Source organism: Bradyrhizobium sp. NBAIM14, from assembly GCF_020193895.1.
Lineage (GTDB): Bacteria > Pseudomonadota > Alphaproteobacteria > Rhizobiales > Xanthobacteraceae > Bradyrhizobium > Bradyrhizobium yuanmingense.
On the sequence record NZ_JADYVQ010000014.1, the window covers coordinates 142980 to 161027 of the forward strand.

The 18048-nt window shown below is 58.9% G+C and carries 9 protein-coding genes and 2 pseudogenes; 3 read left to right on the forward strand and 8 right to left on the reverse strand.

The features are described from left to right. Positions 1-834 precede the first annotated feature (834 nt). Positions 835-1509: a YopT-type cysteine protease domain-containing protein gene (locus I6F28_RS27015; RefSeq protein ID WP_225142082.1), complete on the forward strand. Its 675-nt coding sequence runs from the start codon at positions 835-837 to the stop codon at positions 1507-1509. Between the two features lie 1762 nt (positions 1510-3271). Here I6F28_RS27015 and I6F28_RS27025 read toward each other — a convergent pair. The 4 genes and pseudogenes from I6F28_RS27025 to I6F28_RS27040 all read right to left on the reverse strand — a co-directional run. Continuing rightward, positions 3272-3638 (reverse strand): annotated as a pseudogene (locus tag I6F28_RS27025) (transposase); the annotation flags it as partial. 242 nt (positions 3639-3880) lie between these two features. After that, on the reverse strand, positions 3881-5497 hold the full coding sequence (locus tag I6F28_RS27030) for an acyl-CoA dehydrogenase family protein (RefSeq protein ID WP_346656751.1): 1617 nt from the start codon (positions 5495-5497) through the stop codon (positions 3881-3883). Between the two features lie 948 nt (positions 5498-6445). Next, complete coding sequence (groL, locus tag I6F28_RS27035; protein ID WP_225142060.1) at positions 6446-8086, reverse strand: chaperonin GroEL; 1641 nt, start codon at positions 8084-8086, stop codon at positions 6446-6448. An 84-nt stretch (positions 8087-8170) separates the two neighbouring features. Continuing rightward, positions 8171-8485, reverse strand: a complete 315-nt coding sequence (locus I6F28_RS27040) for a co-chaperone GroES (RefSeq protein WP_128932171.1) — start codon at positions 8483-8485, stop codon at positions 8171-8173. Positions 8486-8725: 240 nt separating this feature from the next. On the opposite strand from I6F28_RS27040, the gene I6F28_RS27045 reads away from it, so the two are divergent. Continuing rightward, positions 8726-8935 carry a hypothetical protein gene (locus I6F28_RS27045; protein ID WP_225130948.1) on the forward strand — a complete coding sequence of 70 codons (210 nt, stop codon included), beginning with the start codon at positions 8726-8728 and terminating at the stop codon, positions 8933-8935. Between the two features lie 258 nt (positions 8936-9193). After that, positions 9194-9841 (forward strand): FkbM family methyltransferase, encoded by a 648-nt coding sequence (locus I6F28_RS27050; RefSeq protein ID WP_345944121.1) that lies wholly within the window; start codon positions 9194-9196, stop codon positions 9839-9841. A 720-nt stretch (positions 9842-10561) separates the two neighbouring features. On the opposite strand, the pseudogene I6F28_RS27055 reads toward I6F28_RS27050, so the two are convergent. The 4 genes and pseudogenes from I6F28_RS27055 to I6F28_RS27070 form a co-directional block, all read right to left on the reverse strand. Beyond that, positions 10562-10928: pseudogene (locus I6F28_RS27055) on the reverse strand (hypothetical protein). A 1446-nt stretch (positions 10929-12374) separates the two neighbouring features. Then, positions 12375-13583: an acyl-CoA dehydrogenase family protein gene (locus I6F28_RS27060; RefSeq protein WP_225130945.1), complete on the reverse strand. Its 1209-nt coding sequence runs from the start codon at positions 13581-13583 to the stop codon at positions 12375-12377. Positions 13584-15206: 1623 nt separating this feature from the next. After that, complete coding sequence (locus tag I6F28_RS27065; RefSeq protein ID WP_225142061.1) at positions 15207-15950, reverse strand: carbonic anhydrase; 744 nt, start codon at positions 15948-15950, stop codon at positions 15207-15209. Positions 15951-15960: 10 nt separating this feature from the next. Then, positions 15961-16668: a thermonuclease family protein gene (locus I6F28_RS27070; RefSeq protein ID WP_225142062.1), complete on the reverse strand. Its 708-nt coding sequence runs from the start codon at positions 16666-16668 to the stop codon at positions 15961-15963. Positions 16669-18048: the final 1380 nt, after the last annotated feature.

Here is an 18048-nt window from a genome sequence, read left to right on the forward strand (position 1 = left end):
CGGAACGCGGCGTCGCAAGCGGATATAGTCGCCGATCGCCTGTTGCACTGTGCAGGGGTGCTGAGCCTGAAATCGCTGTTTTCAAAGGAGCTGCTGATGGTGCACTGATCCGGTTCAAGAGATGTCTCGTATGCGCTTGGGACCAATTATTATCGAAGGAACGAATTGGAGTTCGGGTCTTGGTGGCATTCAAACCAGTGTTTGCAGCACCGTGCTGAACGCCGGTTCGGCAGCAACAACGACGTCTCACCGGGCAGACGACTTGTCACGAGTCAATCACTGGACGATCCGACGAAGCGAAAAGCATGTGCCGACCGAATGGCATAACGCGAAATGCTGAGACCGAAGCCAAAGCGAAGGCCGAATTCAGTTTGCGCGAAGGCGCTGTCCAGGCACCGCCTACGCCACGAGCCGGGGACCGGTCACCCTGACGGCATGCGGAATTACTCAAGCTAGGCCTACCGGTCGCTCTGCAAGAGCCGGTAGCTCGTCGGCACTACTCCTCATCTGAAGCGGGGCTGATGAGCAGAGACGGTCGAGTCGCCAAATAGCCAACTCGGGCGGTAGCTTCTCCAAGCCTATTTGGTTGTCAGCTCGTCGTCAGCTTGCCGCAATAGCATTCGCAGGCAGGGCGTAAGCAGCCCGCCCTCGCTCTGAGGAAACGTACGCTGAAGAGGCAGGCGAGCCGCCATGTATAATCGAGTTAGTGGTCAATCCACACGCCCTAATCAAACTAACGAACCGAGTCAGACGGCAGACAGCAGCGAATTTGCGCAAACACTGATGGATCTCGCTCGACGGGAGAGCTCGTCACCTGGGGAATTGCCCGACAAAATGGGGCTCTGCTGCAGCAGGCCACATACCTCCGATGCAAACATTTACAGTCCAAGCACCTCAGATTCCAGCATAACCTCTCTGTCCTCCAGCTCAAGTCCATCCTCTCCAGCGAGGCCTATCCCTCCTCTGTTCGGTTACAGGACTGCTGAATTGTCCGAGGCCAATGTCAACGGCATCTGCGTTGGATTGGCAGCGGAGTGGATCCGCAATCTCCCAAGCAGTCCTTCATCCCGCATGAGGGCGCTGCGCCCGGGTACTGAAACTCACAGCTCAGCCGCAATGCTGCAGCAGCGGTATGAACGCCTCAAGACGGCGGAAAGTTCTCACAATCCTCAGGCAAGAAGCACGATGTTACGCGAAGCTGGCCTAGAGCCGTCCGCCGAACAAAAGCGATATAGGTTTGGTACGTCTTCGCGCATTGACCAGATCGTGAGCGAGGTCACCCACGATCCATCGATCTATTTGGTCAGCTTGCGATTCGCCGAAGGTGACGCCCACATGATCGCAACGTCTACATCGAATGGAATGACGACCCTCTTTGATCCTAACTATGGAGAGTTTACAGTTCGGTCAGATCAGATGGGTGAGTTGTTCAAAAGTCTTGCCGACCGCTACCGCAACCCGCCGAACGGACTTGATATATCGATGGTCGTCACACAGAGGATGACGTGAGTGTTGCGGAGGTTCCAAAACGGACCTTGCCGATCCCACGCGCGGATGCTTTCGCGATTAATGCCGGACAGCCGCGTCGCGTCCGACAGTGCAACACCACGGCACGGAAGACGGATTGTGGCACCCTGAACGTGCGCCCGACGTGGTAGCGGAGCTCACCGGCGCCCTTTGGACGTTGGAGCGGCACGCTCGACGGAAGCTCTCTGGAAGTAGTGCAGCGAGGGGGAGAATATTCAGAGAGAGGCTGGCCGGTCACTCGGGTTCATGAGCTCGTGCCCTCGCGCGTCAAAGACTGAATGGGCTTCGCTTGCACTGAAGCAGGACCGTTGGCCCGTTAGAGCTTGCATGAAAGCTGGTTAAGCTCCTCGCGTGGGGTTCGGCGCTTTTCGTCCTTGCGCTCAGGGCCAAGGGCGAGCATCACGCATCCAACACAGGCGGCACAAGCTGTATTTCGGCGGCTTCGGAATCGTCGCCGGCCACTTCTCTACTGACCTCGCCAGGCAAACAGCTGCTGTGGACGACAATGCATGCCGTCGCACCAGCGCACGACCGAGTCGACGCTCGCCACGAGCTCCGCAACGATCCGCGCCTTGTCCTCGTCGCTGCACTTCCGCTGACGTTCGGCTCTGGAGAAGACCTCAGCCCCGGAACCGACGCAGGTTCGTTCCAAGCCTGACGGTCAAACTTTGCATCGAGCTGGGCTGGAAGGTCATTTGACACTTCCCGAACAATGCCAGGTGACATGCGACCCGGAGCCCTCTCCGCGGAATGCGCGCAAGCTGGCTATTAGCTTGATCTGGAAGACGTCGCCCCGTGGTTTAGATATGATCCCAGTCTCACACCGGAAGCAGCGCGGGCGCGACTCGGCGCTGGTCGGGCTGGATGGATCAGACGCTGTCCCTGCCACGCCCGCACTGGTTGAAGTTAGCAGAAACGTGACTCGGCGCCCAAAAGCCCCACGCATACACGGAGCAAGCGCTGTCCCTACCACGCGCCGCTAACTTCAACGGCATTGTACACGGACTAGCTTTCCGAAAGCTGACGAACCCGACGCGATCCATAAAACGAAAGCGGCCGGTGTGGGTCGATGCTCCTGTCTGGAACCCACGCGTCTGTCCAGCGGACGTCCGACTTAAGGGTATGGTCAAGCATAGACACAAGCCGATCTCTTCAAAGAGGTCGTGAAACTCGCATGTGCCATGTGCCGCAGAAAGTGTCATCAGAAGCCCATCGATGTTTGCAAGGCGCGGCTCTGCGACATCATTCACGAAAGACGATCCATTATCTCTGCGACTTCGACGACAGCTGGGCCCATCCGATCAAGCGCGAAAAGTGATCCGACAACAGGCGAACGAACGGCCTTCCACTCTTACTCGATGCCGCCGGTCGTTGTCCTGATGTCGGCGGTGTGCCGGACTATGTCGGAATACCTCGATGTCATAGGTGACCCCTCTCGTCCCGAGCACGGACATATGCGTCCGTGCGGCCCAGAGAGATTCGATCGCCGCTTCATCGACCGGATAGCGCTCGAGGCCGCTGTCTCCGCATTGTCCGGAAAATGGAAGGCGCATAAGCGCTTCACGCGGGCCAAAATAGCCGTGAAGCGCCAGTCAAAACGGGATCCGATCTACGCTTGCCTTTCACGGACCCCTCTTTCTCGACATACTGGCCGGCTGTCACGTAGATGATACGATGCGATCGTGTCCCATGTCATAGTGCAACGGGCGGCGGGTCACGGCGTCCAGCGGCTGGAGCCGGGAGGTCAGTTGGCGATCGCCGGTAGGCTTGACGGTGGGATCATCGCTCAACGTTGCGATGGCTTCCAGCGTCATGTAACGGGCGCGCTGGACGGCCCATTCGTCGTTTTGCTCGGGCAGGAATTGCACCGATGAGGCGGACGATGGCGTCCTGATTGGGAAGATGCCAACTACCTCGGTCCGCCGACTGATCTCGCCGTTGAGGCCTCGATCGGGCTGATGGAGGCAGTTCCTTCGGTGCTGGGGCGGGAACGTATGTAAGCGAGCACATCGGTCTCAGTCTCGTCAAGGGACCCGCGAGCTTGGGTAGCTTGGGACGGAGTTGGCCGGCGACATCCGCCACTGCGTTCGAGCAGCCTCGGGATCATGCTGAATAAGTTCATCGAGCCGCCCACTCTTGTGGAGCGACAGCGGGTCGAGGAGCGGTGTCAGGTCCTCCTGAACGCGAAAGCCTTTGTTGTGTCGGCGCGCTGCCCGGAGCGAGATTAGGTTACCCTCATAGCAGAGTCTGCCGGATTTAGACGTGGCAGTGCTGAGGGATGCTTCGGCTTTCCGGAGTTGCATAGTCGCGCGCGGGACCACCAGGTGGAAAGAGGTCCGGCATCCGCTAGTTCTCAGACATACTGCACTAGCTTAAGGTAATCGTCAGTGAGAACAGGTGAGCGAATAGAACAAGCCGCGTCTTGAAGGAAGATGGTCAGAGTCCGACTGGCCCGATTGCGGACTTCGACAGATTGCCGTGCCGGCGCGCGAGTACGGAGAGTTGCTAGCTCGGAACTGACCAGGTCAGCCGCTGCTGCGGCGCAATCTGAGATAGAGAAGCAACCAGCAGACATGACAGCTTTTGCCAAGCCCAATGTGGTGAGCCAACCCGCATAGATCAGCACGGCACCGTCTGTCTCATCGAGCCCAGAGAGTTCCTCAATTGCAGCAGCATGGACTGAAGCCGCACCAACTGACCGAAACAGATCGGCTATTTCATCACGGGTGGCTTTAGAGAGGAGGCAGCGGCCGAGGTGTGATAAGAGCGCCTCAGTCGGACCTTCGAAGATGCGGAGGATGCGAGCGTCTCGATAGATTTTAGCTAAAGGCGTTCCCTCATCGTAACCACGGCCACCTAACAGCTGGACGCATTGATCAGCGACAAGACCGCACCATTCCGAGGACAAAACCTTCGTTGCCGACGCAAGGTGGACGTTGGGCGCGCCCTGCGCTGAAACAAGTCGGCAGGATGCTGCCAGCATCGCCTTCACGACTTCCCGCCGCAGCACCATCTGCCCAAATAACTGCTCGATGTAGCTGTTCTCGATCATACGCAGTTTACCGAGTCGACGATGGCTTGCATAAGAGGCTGCGAGCTGGATAGCGCGCTCAAGCGCTCCAAGACCCATAGCAGCCACACCGATGCGGCCGCGGTTCATACTAGATGACGCCGCGCCCCAGCCGTCTTGATCGCGAGAGAGCACGTAAGCACGCGGCACCTCGACATCCTGAAACTCCAGAGTATTCTGAATAATGCCACGTAGACCGAGTGTGCGATGCTCGTGCGTGACCTTTAGCCCTGGAGCCTGCCTGTCAACGAGTACACCAACGAGCCGACCTTTCGCATCGGGACCAGACGCGCGAGCAAAGCAAACGATCCAGCGAGCCCAGTCAGCGAGGCCGATCCAGATCTTGCGGCCAGAGATCCGAACTTTATCTTCGCGCATGAGAGCCGAAGCTTCTATATGCCTCGGGGCAGAGCCAGCTCCAGGCTCGGTCAAAGCGAAAGCGCAGAGATCGCCGCGTGTTGCACGCCGAATGATATGCTTTTGTTCGGGGATGTGCGGTGCCGCTTCGATGCAGGGCAAGGCTAGGAAGTTATGGATGACGAGGGTGGAGGCAGCGGAGACGTCGAAGGATGCAGTGGCGGAGATGAGGTCGATGGCCTCTTGCAAGGGAAGAGCTAATCCGCCGTGCTCTCCTGGTGTGGTGAGCCCGAACAGTCCATGCCTTGCCAAGTTGCTGTGTAGGGTTGGAGGGAATGCTCGGCGGTCATCAGCGTCTGCGAAGTTCAGCTGACTGAGGTCAGCGATCAAACTGGAGTGTAGTGCAGCTGCACGGCCCTCAGCTGTGCGTTCCTGCGCCTCACCGGATTGGGCGGTAACCTGAGTATACATAGCCATAAGGCCCACAATGATCCCGGCCCCGCTTCGGGCCAATTCATCCGTGTGGCTAGCTTGGCTACACATTGGTATAGTGTGGATGCAAGCGCAGTATAAGCACGTTGTCGGGGGCGGGGGTTTATTGCGCCTACCGCTTCCGGGCCGATCTCAGCGCCGATCAGTTCCTCAGCCATGCAGACGCGCAGGAAACGTGGGGATTTGGCGCAAATTCTACAACAAAGAATGCTCCCGGAGGGCAATCGGCAATAGATCGCCGATTTTGCTGCGAACCCACGTGGCGCAACCAGCCCGCCAAAGTGTTCAGAGTCGTAAAACTCGACTTCTGGGTAGTCCATAGTTTCGGTCCCGCTGCATCCTCAAAAGTCATTCCCCGTGATTTGCCTGGCCGTATGCTCAACAGCCTCAATTGCGCAACCTGCTGACACACACTCTCTCTAAAACAGATATCATGGTAGGACCCTGCGGCGGAGTTCAGGGCCCGGTAGGCGAAGCGGAGCCCATCCGCGAGGACAAAAATGAAGCGCACGCTAAATCATGGCACTTCCACGGGACATCTTGTGGCTCTTGACAATGAGCATTCTCGCTGAGGGGTTTCAAACAAGCGCTCTCGCCATGAGATGTAAGTGCGAAACTGCAGGAAAGGGTATTTGGGCGCTTGGGACCACGCGTCAGGACAGGAAAGTAGGCAAGAAGGTCGAAAGCGGGTAGGCGGCGCCGGATAAGCCCCAGACGAAGAGTTCAAACACTCAGCAGAGGTAGGTTCGTGAGACTGAAATAGCGACAGGCCCACTTCCATCGCAGTGCTGGACCCGTTTAACGTGGACCGAGGCCATGTCCCCGCCGAAGGAAAAGTCACAAGCAAATTAAGTCTGGGCCCTACCGCCGTTCATACGGATAGGCGGATGGGTTGGGCCTTTGGCGCGGCTTGCAAGGGCTACGTTGCAAGCTCGCCCGAGCAAAACCCTGGCATTCGTGCCAGGGTTTTTCATGTCATCGATACTTTGAGAGAGTGGATCAGAAGTCCATACCGCCCATGCCGGCGCCTGAAGGCATTGCTGGACCAGCCCCGGCCTTCTTCGGCAGCTCGGCAACCATCGCTTCCGTCGTAATCAGCAGCGCCGCCACCGAGGAGGCGTTCTGGACTGCGATGCGCACGACCTTGGTCGGGTCAATGATGCCTTTGGAGACAAGGTTGCTATACTCGCCTGTCTGCGCATCGAAGCCATAAGAGTACTGCTCGTTGTCGAGGACTTTGCCGACCACGATCGAACCGTCTTCACCGGCGTTGATCGCGATCTGGCGGGCCGGCCAGGACAGCGCCTTGCGGACGATCTCGACGCCGGTCTTCTGGTCGTCGTTCTTGGTGCGCAGACCCTTGAGCTGCTCGGAAGCCCGGAGCAGGGCGACGCCGCCGCCCGGCAGGATGCCTTCCTCGACTGCCGCGCGGGTCGCGTGCATCGCGTCATCAACGCGATCCTTGCGCTCCTTTACCTCGACCTCGGTCGCGCCGCCGACGCGGATCACCGCGACGCCGCCAGCCAGCTTGGCGAGACGCTCCTGGAGCTTCTCACGGTCGTATTCCGAGGTGGTCTCCTCGATCTGCGCCTTGATCTGGGCCACGCGCGCCTCGATGTCGGCCTTCTTGCCGGCGCCGTTGACGATCGTGGTGTTCTCCTTGTCGATCGTCACCTTCTTGGCGCGACCGAGCATGTTGAGCGTGACGTTCTCGAGCTTGATGCCGAGATCTTCCGAGATCGCCTGGCCGCCGGTCAGGATCGCGATGTCCTGCAGCATGGCCTTGCGGCGATCGCCGAAGCCCGGAGCCTTGACGGCCGCGACCTTCAGACCACCACGGAGACGGTTCACCACAAGCGTGGCCAAGGCCTCGCCTTCGACGTCCTCGGCGACGATGACCAGCGGCTTGCCACTCTGCACCACGGCCTCGAGCAGCGGCAGCAGCTCGTTCAGCGAGGAGAGCTTCTTCTCGTATATCAGGATGTAAGGGTCCTCCATTTCGACCCGCATCTTGTCGGCGTTGGTGACGAAGTAGGGCGAGATGTAGCCGCGGTCGAACTGCATGCCCTCGACGACGTCGAGCTCGGTCTCCAGCGACTTGGCCTCTTCGACCGTGATCACGCCTTCGTTGCCGATCTTCTTCATGGCGTCGGCGAGGAACTTGCCGATCTCCTGGTCGCCGTTGGCCGAAATGGTGCCGACCTGGGCGATCTCCTCGTTCGAGGTGACCTTCTTGGAGTTCTTCTGCAGGTCCGCAACGACGGCCTCGACCGCGAGATCGATACCGCGCTTGAGGTCCATCGGGTTCATGCCGGCGGCAACCGACTTGGCGCCCTCGCGGACAATCGCGGCGGCCAGGACGGTCGCGGTGGTGGTGCCGTCGCCGGCAGCATCCGCCGCCTTCGAAGCCACCTCGCGCACCATTTGGGCGCCCATGTTCTCGAACTTGTCGTCGAGTTCGATGTCCTTGGCGACGGCAACGCCGTCCTTGGTGATGCGAGGCGCGCCGAACGACTTGTCGAGCACGACGTTGCGGCCCTTCGGACCGAGCGTGACCTGCACGGCATTGGCGAGGATGTCGACGCCGCGCAGCATGCGGTCCCGCGCGTCTACTCCGAATTTGACTTCTTTGGCTGACATAAAGAATTCCTCAGTTCTTATTTTCTCTTCCTTCAGCGCGCCCCGCCGGGCGCTCGTCAGGGGGTGGGCTGTGCGAGCGCTGGGTTAGGCGGCTTTCTTCGTGGAAAACACATCGGTGAGAACGCCCATCACGTCGCTCTCCTTCATGATCAGCAGGTCCTGGCCGTCGATTTTGACCTCGGTGCCGGACCACTTGCCGAACAGCACGCGGTCGCCGACCTCGATGTCGATCGGAATCAGCTTGCCGGTCTCATCGCGGCCGCCCGGGCCGATTGCAATGACTTCGCCCTGCGAAGGCTTTTCCTTGGCTGTGTCGGGAATGATAATGCCGCCAGCCGTCTTCTCATCGGCGTCGATGCGCTTGACCACGACGCGGTCGTGAAGCGGACGGAAATTCATACAAGTCTCCTGAGCGTCTGAACAAGTTGGAGATAGTCACATTGTGACGAGCCCAATTTCAGCAAGAGTCAGGCCAAAAATGAGCTGAACGATCATGCCTGCAGTTCTGCTGAATCGTTGCCTGGTCTGCGCGTGTCTTTGTCCGGAAGCAAACGCCCTCAGGTACACAGTCCGCCAAGCTGTTGCGAAAATGACATTGCGTTTCGTCGGAACACCCGGTTGATCCCAGGGTTCCTCAACTTGGCGGCCCTTACACCGATCGAAGCGCCGGCGTATTTCGACGGCGGCGGCCTGGCTGCACATAATTGGTTCGTCTTACAGCAGCATCTAGGAGCCGGGGAAACGTGCGGCGCACAAGATTCATCGAAGGGCGGGTTCGAACAATATGAGATCCTCGCGCATAATAACGATTATGCCAACTATCTTGAGCGCGGGACCTTCAAGAATTGATCTGGACCGAGCTCGATAAGGTCATTGCACGCTGGTACGAACCCAGCAGAGGCCCGCCATGGCAGTCGCTGCACCTGTCGGTCCGAGAGGTTTCCCTTTTTATGTCGATGGCATCCAAATAGCCGTCATGGATCAAGGGGACTGAGGGGCATATGAATAATATACGTTGATATACGTTGTGCCGGCGCATCTGGCGTGTGATTGCAGCTTCGAAGCTCGAAATTCACGCGATCTCCGCGCCCAATGGGAAAAGCACCTGTGTCCTCTGTAGAAGTCCACCAGTACATCGTCTCACTTCTTCAGAAGCCGAATCCAGTCATCCTGGATATCGGCTGCAATGACGGGACCGATACGCAACAGTTTCTCAACCTCTGCCCGCAAGCTCAGCTCTACTGCTTTGAGCCGGACCCCAGAGCGATCGCGCGCTTCAAGAAAAAGCTGGGCTCGTCCCTCAATAAGGTGAAGCTGCTTGAAATCGCGATCAGTGATCGAAACGGGATGATCGACTTCCATCCAAGCAATGCAGATGGTGATGCGAAGGAATGGGACCTCTCCGGCTCAATACGCCGCCCAAAGAATCATCTCACTGAGTATGATTGGGTCCGATTCGATCGCCCTGTCTCGGTTGAAACGCGGCGGCTGGATGACTGGTGCGGCGAGGCGGAGCTGAACACGGTCGATTTCATCTGGATGGATGTCCAGGGAGCCGAAGCCGATGTTATTGCCGGCGGCATGCGGACCTTGAGCAACACGCGCTTCATCTACACGGAATATAGCGACCGTGAGCTCTACGAAGGGCAGTTGTCCCTGCAAGCCATTCTGGACTTGCTACCATCATTCGAAGTGGCGGCCCATTATCCGCGCACAGTGGAAGGTGATGTATTGCTCAAAAATACGCGCTTCTAGTGGCTGCTCGTATCGAGCGCCTCATTCATTGCTGGGAGACCTGACCAGCGCGCTCCATGCCACCCAAAGCTGCACAATTGGCGTCATGAAGGCGAGGGGATGTCAGTAGCCGAGCGGGCACTCCGGTTTCCGGCTGCCATTGCAGACCACACGCATCACGTCGGCGTCGGGCGGGTGGTGGGTCTCTGACAATCATTTATTTGGCGAGCCGGCACGACCGAGGACTTTGCAGCCAGCAGGCCGAGCCGTTTCATATGTTTGAATCAACACTGCCAGCTGGGGCTCGAAGCGTGGAATCATCTGAACGGCAGCTGATGGTCTGAACCTCTGGTAAGCTGGTGCACTGCTTCGAAGCAACTGGTTCTCGTAGTTCCTTGTCTCAATCGGAAAGCGAGCTGAAGCATGTGTTTATGCCATATGAAGGTCGCCGTGAGGCGTCCAGCATAACTGCAGCAGCCGATTGTCCAGCAAAGCGTGCGGCGCAGGAGAAGGGGGCCGCGATCATCAGCGGCCGATCTCGTGCCGGATCGGATCAAGACCGCCATCGTAATCGCGGTTACTTGCTGCTCATGTGTCGCAAGCGGAGTTGATCATCGAATCTGCGAGCACGCTCGGCCCGTGCGGCTGCGGCGCGATGACGAAGATCGGCGAGGATGTCAGGAAACGCCTTGACGTAATGCTGGCGCAATGGCCGAAGATTCTCCTAGCCGCGCCGCCCGATCACCCGCAATTCCAGATCGGCCCGATCGGCGTCCGCGTCCAGCACGGTCCGAAACCGCCGCCATTGTAGCGGCCGCCGGCGGAAGCCGGGGCGGCCGAAATAGTGCCATTCGCCATCCCAACCGTGGTACTGATGAACCGGGTCAATATACCAGTGGCGCCGGTCGGCGCGCGAGAGCCGGCGCATCGCGTCCTTATGCCCGTAGAGCGGAATGCTGTTGCTGAGCGGCTGGCGATAGCCGGGCAGGAAGCCGTAACCTTGCCAGACCGGCTTGGGCCGCTTTTGGATTGGCGCAGCGTTCGCGACGACCGACAGCAGCGACAGGATGATAGTAGCAGTTAGACACACAAGGCGCGCGACATGGATCGACAATAGTCGGTCTGTTGCGCGGAGGCTATTCAAATTTGGGTGCAGAGTCCTGCGCAATCTTGCGCAGAATTGTTCTCTCAGCTGATCACGCCCTTCCTGATCAGAAAGCACGCATATCCGGTGCTGTCACCCACCTGCACCGCGCCAGCCCTAAGCCTTAGCGCGAGAAGATCCGGACATGAGAGTTTGCTGCGACTGATGGGGCGACCGACCCAGCGCTCGATCTCGGTCTGCACCGTGCGTGCGTCCGGGCACACGGTCGAGATCGTCGACCGGCATCATCACGCGCGCGGATCGGCGAAATCTCAAGCGGGTAGAAGGTTAGGATGGCGTGGACAGTCTTCTCCATACTCATGCCCGGGAGCTGGATCAGGCGCTCCGAGCAGAGTCGTGGGTGCCCGGGCCGCGAGGGTGGTCGCCATGGCCCATGGAGGCGAGCAGCCAGAGCAGCTCGGGCACTAGGATCGGATCAATCGGCTTCAGGATGTGATGAACTATCCGCTCGATCATTCTGACGTTTGTCTCTGTCTCCCCAAGCTTCGCAATCATCAGATACCACGGGCCAGAACAGTCCAAACTGTCGTCGATCGGTGGCAAAAAAAAGCCCGGCCTCATTTCGATAGCCGGGCCGAAGTCAGTCGTCGACAGAGGGAGAACTGTCGACGGTTATTTGCGGCAAAACGTTCACCGCAAATTCTAATTACGAAAGGATTAATGACCGGAGAAATCTCGCGCCTTTTCCTTTCTATCAGACGATATTGACCGAATGCGGCTCAACGCTGGCTCGCACAAACCTTGAAGGGTGTATTGTCCGTTATCCTGAGGATCGTCGAGCCATGGTGATAAAGTGAGCGTTGCCGAACAGAGACGATCCGCAGCTGAATGGCGTCAATGTGTCGGCCGCAGAGCGCAGCAACCCAGCTTCCCCTGGGCTGGGACGAAGTACGTTATTTTTCGCATGCGAGCACTCGTTGCCCGTTCGCGCGATCCCGCACGCGAGGGCCCTCTGCTGCACACACAACGACCGCATTGGCATCATCGTCTCACCGATGGCAGGAAGCCGCCGTCCGCTCCGATTTTCGGGGCATCCTCGTCATCTATTTCTCATGGTACACCGTGACGTCGCGTGCGATTCAAGGCCTTTTAGCCTGACGATGCAGATGTTCTGGAGCGTGCTGGCGCGTGTCCGGAATGTGCGGGCCGGTTGATCTCCGGGCCGATAGCCGCGGTCGTATGAGGAAATGGGGCAAGTGCGGCGGGGAGGGGATGCTCTATGGAGATGCGGTGGTGTTTTTGAGAAGCGCCTGACCGCAAGGGTCTCTCTCTTTCTTGTCCTTTAAACAAGGCCGGCAGGCCGCCAAGTCCTTGCAACCGCAGGCCGCATCATATCGCAGGCTCTGCAATTCGTAGCTGCAGAGCGTGTGGGGACGTGGGTGAACCACTTCATGGAAAGCCCGGCTGTGCTGCACTTCCGAGCAGGAGTCGGCCGGCGCTCTGGAGCGTTCCCTCGTTTAGAGCTGCGTGTTGGGCAACCACGAAGCTGTCGCACATGGCTCGCGCCAGATTGCTGGTGGTATAGAGCGACGTACTTCCAGCGAGACCGCTCGCAATCCTACAGACCTCAGCGCTCTGCCGCGCGGCGTTCGTTGCGGCGAGTCGCATCAGCGTCGCCGTGCTCCGGTTTACCGCACCCTTGAGCGCTTCCTTCCACAGCTCCTCGGTGGCCTCATAGAAGAAGGAACGGGCGGAACGCAGCATGGCTTCGGCTCTGGCCATCTCCAGTTGGACATAGCCGCGCTCCGCCATCACGGGCGCTCCAGTGATCGAGGCGCGGCTTCCGGCCATGGCGACCACCTCGTCTAGCGCCGAGCGCGCAATACCGATGCCGACAATTGCATGCACCTGCGCAGCGAAAGCCACGGACGGATAACGATAGACCGGCCCGTCGAGTGTCGGCGGACCGCCGCGGATCAAGGTCCATTCCTCCGGCACAATGACATCGTTGACAACGACGTCGTGGCTGCCGGTGCCTTGCAGGCCGATGACGTCCCAATTGGGGCGGATTGTCACCTTCTCGGCCGGCATTACGGCTACACGCACAAGGTCACCGGTCGAATCGTCTTCCACAGTGATGCCAACGCCTATCAGGTCCGCGCCCGGTGAGCCGCTGGCGAATGGCCATACGCCGTTCACGACAAATCCGTCGGTGCTTCGCCTGGCGGGCTGGAGTGGGAAAACCGCACCTGCCAACACCACATCAGGTCCATTCGCGTATACCTTGCGAAGCGTGTCGTCCGGAAGAGCAGCGAGGTAGCGAGCCCCATCGCCGAAGCTGGCGACCCAACCGGCGGAGCCGTCGGCTTCAGAAATGCGCTCGATCAGGCGACAAAAATCGGCCGGCGTTCGCTCCTCACCGCCGAATCGCCTGGCCGCCATAGCCCGATAGACGCCAACGCGCTTGAAGCCCTCGATGATCTCGTCGGGAATCTTCTGCGCTCGGGCGAACTCGTCTCGACGCGCGCGGATATCGACCAGTAGCGGCGACAGATTATCCCAGGTCGCAGCCATAGCGTCGGCTTCTGCAGTGATCTTCTCTGGTGGAGCGTTCATAAACTTTCCTCGGGTGTTGAGCCGGTCGACGGCGCGTGTCATTGATATGGACTGCCCGCGCATGGCGAAGCCGGCCGGATTGATACCCAGCCGGAGGGATCGTCGAAACTGTCGCAGTTGATAATCGGCTGTGATGCGATTGCAGGCGGTTGCCAGTCCAAACCGCACCCCGAGCGGATTGGCTCAAAGAAAAGGTGTTGAGGGCCAGGAAGGCTGATCGAGATGTGGCCTCGATGTTGCCATTGAGGCTGAACCGGCAAGGCAACCGATATGAGGCGGCGAGATCGATCCGCCTCTGCTGCACTATGTTTCGGACGGCTGATGGCAGCGCTCGTTTTGTCATGTCTTATCCAACGGACAGGTTGTCACAATTGGGGCTCGGCCGGCGCGAACCACGTTGTGAATACCTGATTTGGCGACCGGTACCCCAAGCCTGCGGCTCGTTTCCATATCCCCAGCAATCGACGTGCCACCAATCATGTCTGCCGGTCGTGGCTGAATCGAGCGAGATCACGTGACCCGTGCCGCGCCAGGAGGATGCTCGCGCCTCCCGTGTCTGATACCAGGCACAAGAAGTCATCAACCGAACAAGGCGGGAGCAGAACGACTGAAGTGGACCTCGGCCGCGGACCAGTCGGGCTCGGCTTGCCTGCTGGAGTTTCAGGCCCGCTGCGATCTCCTGAGACTACCAACAGCGCAATTTACCGTGGTCGCGGAGCCTGAGCGGCAGCAACGCCTGATCAATCCGGTCGACGATGCGTTGGTTGAAGAGACTATGGACGATGTGCGATGACCGCGTGAGTCGCGATCATCAAGCTGATGTCCGCATTGGAAAAACGCACTTCAAAGGTGCACGCCGGCCGCGAAGATGCTCCTTTCCGATGCGCCACTTCGGAACTTCCAATGACAAGACCCGCCTGCGCAGAGCCACGAGTGCCTTTTAGATGGCACGTCAACGCGTCTGTCGATAGTTGACCGTCAGGCTTCACGAACTCCGGCGCGGGCATAAAAGATTGTTCTCCGCTCAAGCCGATGGTCGCCATCGTCGTGCGCGCGACAAGTTTCTGTTTATGCTGATCCAAGCTAGGCCCAAGACAGATGCAACAAGGCTGCTTTCCGACACTTGTGGTCTCCCAAATGGCTGATGCAGAGAGACGTCCGATGCCTACGCGAGTAGCTATTTCTTTACGTCAGTCGGCTGGTTAGTCATGGCGGTCGTAATCCTGCTCTATTTGATCTTCGGCCCTGGCTGAGCCTGGTGATCATAAGCAGGACCATAGATGGCTTGCCGGATCGGGAGTGAGAGTCTGCCGGAATTGTCGCTTGTTCCGGGGGCCGAGAGCTCAGACCCTGCATGCCTCGCACCGCGATCTGCCGCTTGACCCCCCTCGGCCCGCCTCGCGCATTAAGGTGCAGGCTTGAATACTGTTGGCCGCGATATGAGTGTTTCTTGGTGCTGGCCTCGCGTTGCCAACATGAGCGCGTAGAACACAAGGAGGATTAAGAGGCCGCGCATACCATAAAGCTTCCCGAAGCTATAACAATTGTGGAGCTGATTGTACTCGGTGCAGTTGATGCAGCCGATGCACGAGCGAATTGCGCGGAACTCGACGAAGCCCTGTATCAGGCGGCAAACGACCAGCTGGCCGCGCGAAGGTGCCAGCGTCAGCTCAGCAATTCGACCCTGCCGGTGTCGAGCCGATATAGCCCCCCGACGACCTTCAGTCTGTTCTGCTCAACTGCCGCGTTGAGAATCGGCCCCGTCGATCTAAGTTTGTTGACATTATCGACTACATTTTGTCGGGTTGCTTCTGCGAACGTGTCACCTGTTTTCTGGCGAGATGCTGTTACTGCAGGCGCAAGCGCAGCGATGAGGGATGAAATGTGCCCCGGCGGCGGCTTATCGTCGTGGAGCGACTTGATCGTGGCGTCTATCGCACCGCAATGATCGTGGCCAAGTACCAGGATCAGCGGCGTATTCAGCACGGCGACCGCATATTCCATACTGGCGACCGTGTCATCGTTGGCGAAGTTGCCGGCGAGGCGGCAGACAAACAGATCACCGAGTCCGCTGCCGAAGACAAGTTCAGGCGCCACGCGAGAATCGGCGCAGCTCAGAACCGCGGCATATGGATTTTGCCCATCCACCAAAACAGAGCGCTCGCGCTTGAAATCGTCGCCTCGTGATACGCCATGGACATAACGATCGTTACCTTCCATCAGCCGCTTCAGGGCAGCATCCGGCGAGAGCAGGTTATCCGGCTTGGGCGGCGTTTTTGCTTCCTTCGCATCGACAATGTTGTTGTCAAGCCGCAGGCAAGCCGCCGAAACAGCGAACAGCAACAGCGAGCGGCGCGAAGGCGCGATCTTGGTCAGATAGGACATATTCGGATAATGGCCTGCATGCATGCATCTCACCTCATCGCGCGGCTTTGCGCCACCCGGTCGCTTCGGCTTCCGATTCGCTGCAGAGCCAGCGTTCACCGGGCTTCTTCGTCATGTCGATTTGTTCGTAACCGAATTGCCCGGGCAAGTGATAAAGTCGCTCGCCGTTGTGGCCCACGGTGCCTTTTATCAGACACTCTGACGAGGGCGGGTCCGATAGCAAAGCGGATCCGAGCAGGAGCTCCTGAGCGTCGATCGGAACCGAGCTCGCGCCGATGATGATCGTCCCCTTGTTGCGGCGACGCCAGTCCCAGGGCGCGATGAACGCCCCCGACCACAGCCCCGCATAGGCTTTGCTCGCCACAACCTCATAGATAACGTACGTATTGGCAGAAGGCGACGATAGTGCCCAGCCGGAGCGTACCATCCAGGCGTTCACGTCCTCGCCTTCGATGAAGCAACGGCCACGCGACCTGCCGTATTCATCAACTCCTGTGGTATGACAATCCCACGTTCGTCCGTTCGAATGCTTGATAAGCTCGTCGCGAGCAGCCACGCCGCAAGCCCATTTCCGGCCGTGGGCGTCGAGGCAAATCTGGTCAGTCTCAGGAGCGTCGATGCCTGAGAGCCGAAGCGTGGTTTTCTCGAGCTCGATCGTATTGCCGTCGAGGATGCGCGGAGGGCCGCTGAGCTTCGCCGCGCAGACCGGAGATGTGATGACAGCCAACAATGCGACCATCATTACGCGGTGTTTCATTCCGACAATAGCCTTTCGTCTTGATTCATGTTCACGTGCGATCCGGCGCCGCGTTCGACGCTTAAACGCACTATGTCCGTTATCGGGCCGCATCTTTCGACGTTTGCTTTATGAAAGCTTGGCCCTCATTTCCAAGCTACGACCTGACGCTGCGTGAGGTTCAAGCGATTTCTTCCGGTGTGCGTATCGCGGTATCCTTCGAGCCTCACCGGTCTCACTCAGTGGGCGCGCACAGCACCCTCTCTCGGCCTGAGGAGGAGATCCCCATCGCTCAGCCGCCAACTCGGCATGCGGGAGAAAGCCGAGCCTCGGAACGCTGTTTCTCACGCGATTGAAGAAGAAAAGCGCCTGTGAATTGTGACAGTCGAGTGGAAGTCAGGCGTGGAGGACAGCAACCTGGCTATGCTTTGTGCCAACCCCCATCGGCACACAGAAGGCTGCCGACGGTTTCGGCGAGAGCGATGACATTTTAAGTTCTTGCCACGGAAAGACCGACGTTCGAAAGAAATCTGGTCTCGCGTCCTATCAGAGATTTGGACGAAAGGCGCCACGGAGTCCAGCTCAACGCTCGCAGCGCAAGTGAATCGGTATCGTTTGCGCAAACCGCGGAAAACCAGGAGCTCTCTTGAGAGCCAGCCGGGATGGTCGGGTGGTGCCGCGGCCCCGTTCGGAGAAGGCCAGGATTTTTCATGACCCGGTCGGCGCGACTGGCGGCCGCTCTTTCGTTGTGCGCTTCCCCGTACTCACGTGTTGAGAGTTACCCAGCACGGCATGAGGGCATGCGTTTGCGCCGGGAAAATTTAAGGACAACCATGTGGAGCCGTGGCTACTTCGTATACGCACCGGCGAGGGGTAAGCCGCCCGCGTGTTCGGACGATCGCGAGTGCCGTCCTGATGCCATTCGGTGCGAGGCGTCAATCCACAACATGGGTAGGCCCATCGCGGCATCCGAGCAGGTAGCTCTGGTGTGGTATGGCCGACTCAAGCTACACATCATTCTGAGCCACCTCACTACCCAATGGAAATGAAATGGTTTCAGCCCCCCGGGAATTGCCCGTCTCTTCTTACGCGCTTGAAGTGGATGGCCGACTCAGAGCTGAATTCGCAACCAAAGACGGCGCCAGGGCAGGTGGAGCAGAACTAAAGAAGCGCTTTCCCATGCTTCAAATCCGGATCTACGATGCGCAGACGAATGCGTGCGAGGAAATCTAGCGGGCGACTCAGTCCGGTCTTCGATGCCTCGCGCACGGCTCCGGCTCCTCGTTGGGGGCACTCGAAGGACCGGTGGTCAAGCCGGGGCCGCTAACACTGCCCCATTACCCTATTAACCGGTTTCGTCGCAGCAGTCGATCCCGCGTGCCACCT

Excerpts from the sequence above, each read along its gene's own strand:
- I6F28_RS27070 (WP_225142062.1), bottom strand. The coding sequence starts at position 16,668 with ATGATGGTCGCATTGTTGGCTGTCATCACATCTCCGGTCTGCGCGGCG.
- I6F28_RS27030 (WP_346656751.1), bottom strand. The coding sequence starts at position 5,497 with ATGTGTAGCCAAGCTAGCCACACGGATGAATTGGCCCGAAGCGGGGCC.
- I6F28_RS27065 (WP_225142061.1), bottom strand. The coding sequence starts at position 15,950 with ATGCATGCAGGCCATTATCCGAATATGTCCTATCTGACCAAGATCGCG.
- I6F28_RS27060 (WP_225130945.1), bottom strand. The coding sequence starts at position 13,583 with ATGACACGCGCCGTCGACCGGCTCAACACCCGAGGAAAGTTTATGAAC.
- groL (WP_225142060.1), bottom strand. The coding sequence starts at position 8,086 with ATGTCAGCCAAAGAAGTCAAATTCGGAGTAGACGCGCGGGACCGCATG.
- I6F28_RS27040 (WP_128932171.1), bottom strand. The coding sequence starts at position 8,485 with ATGAATTTCCGTCCGCTTCACGACCGCGTCGTGGTCAAGCGCATCGAC.
- I6F28_RS27015 (WP_225142082.1), top strand. The coding sequence starts at position 835 with ATGGGGCTCTGCTGCAGCAGGCCACATACCTCCGATGCAAACATTTAC.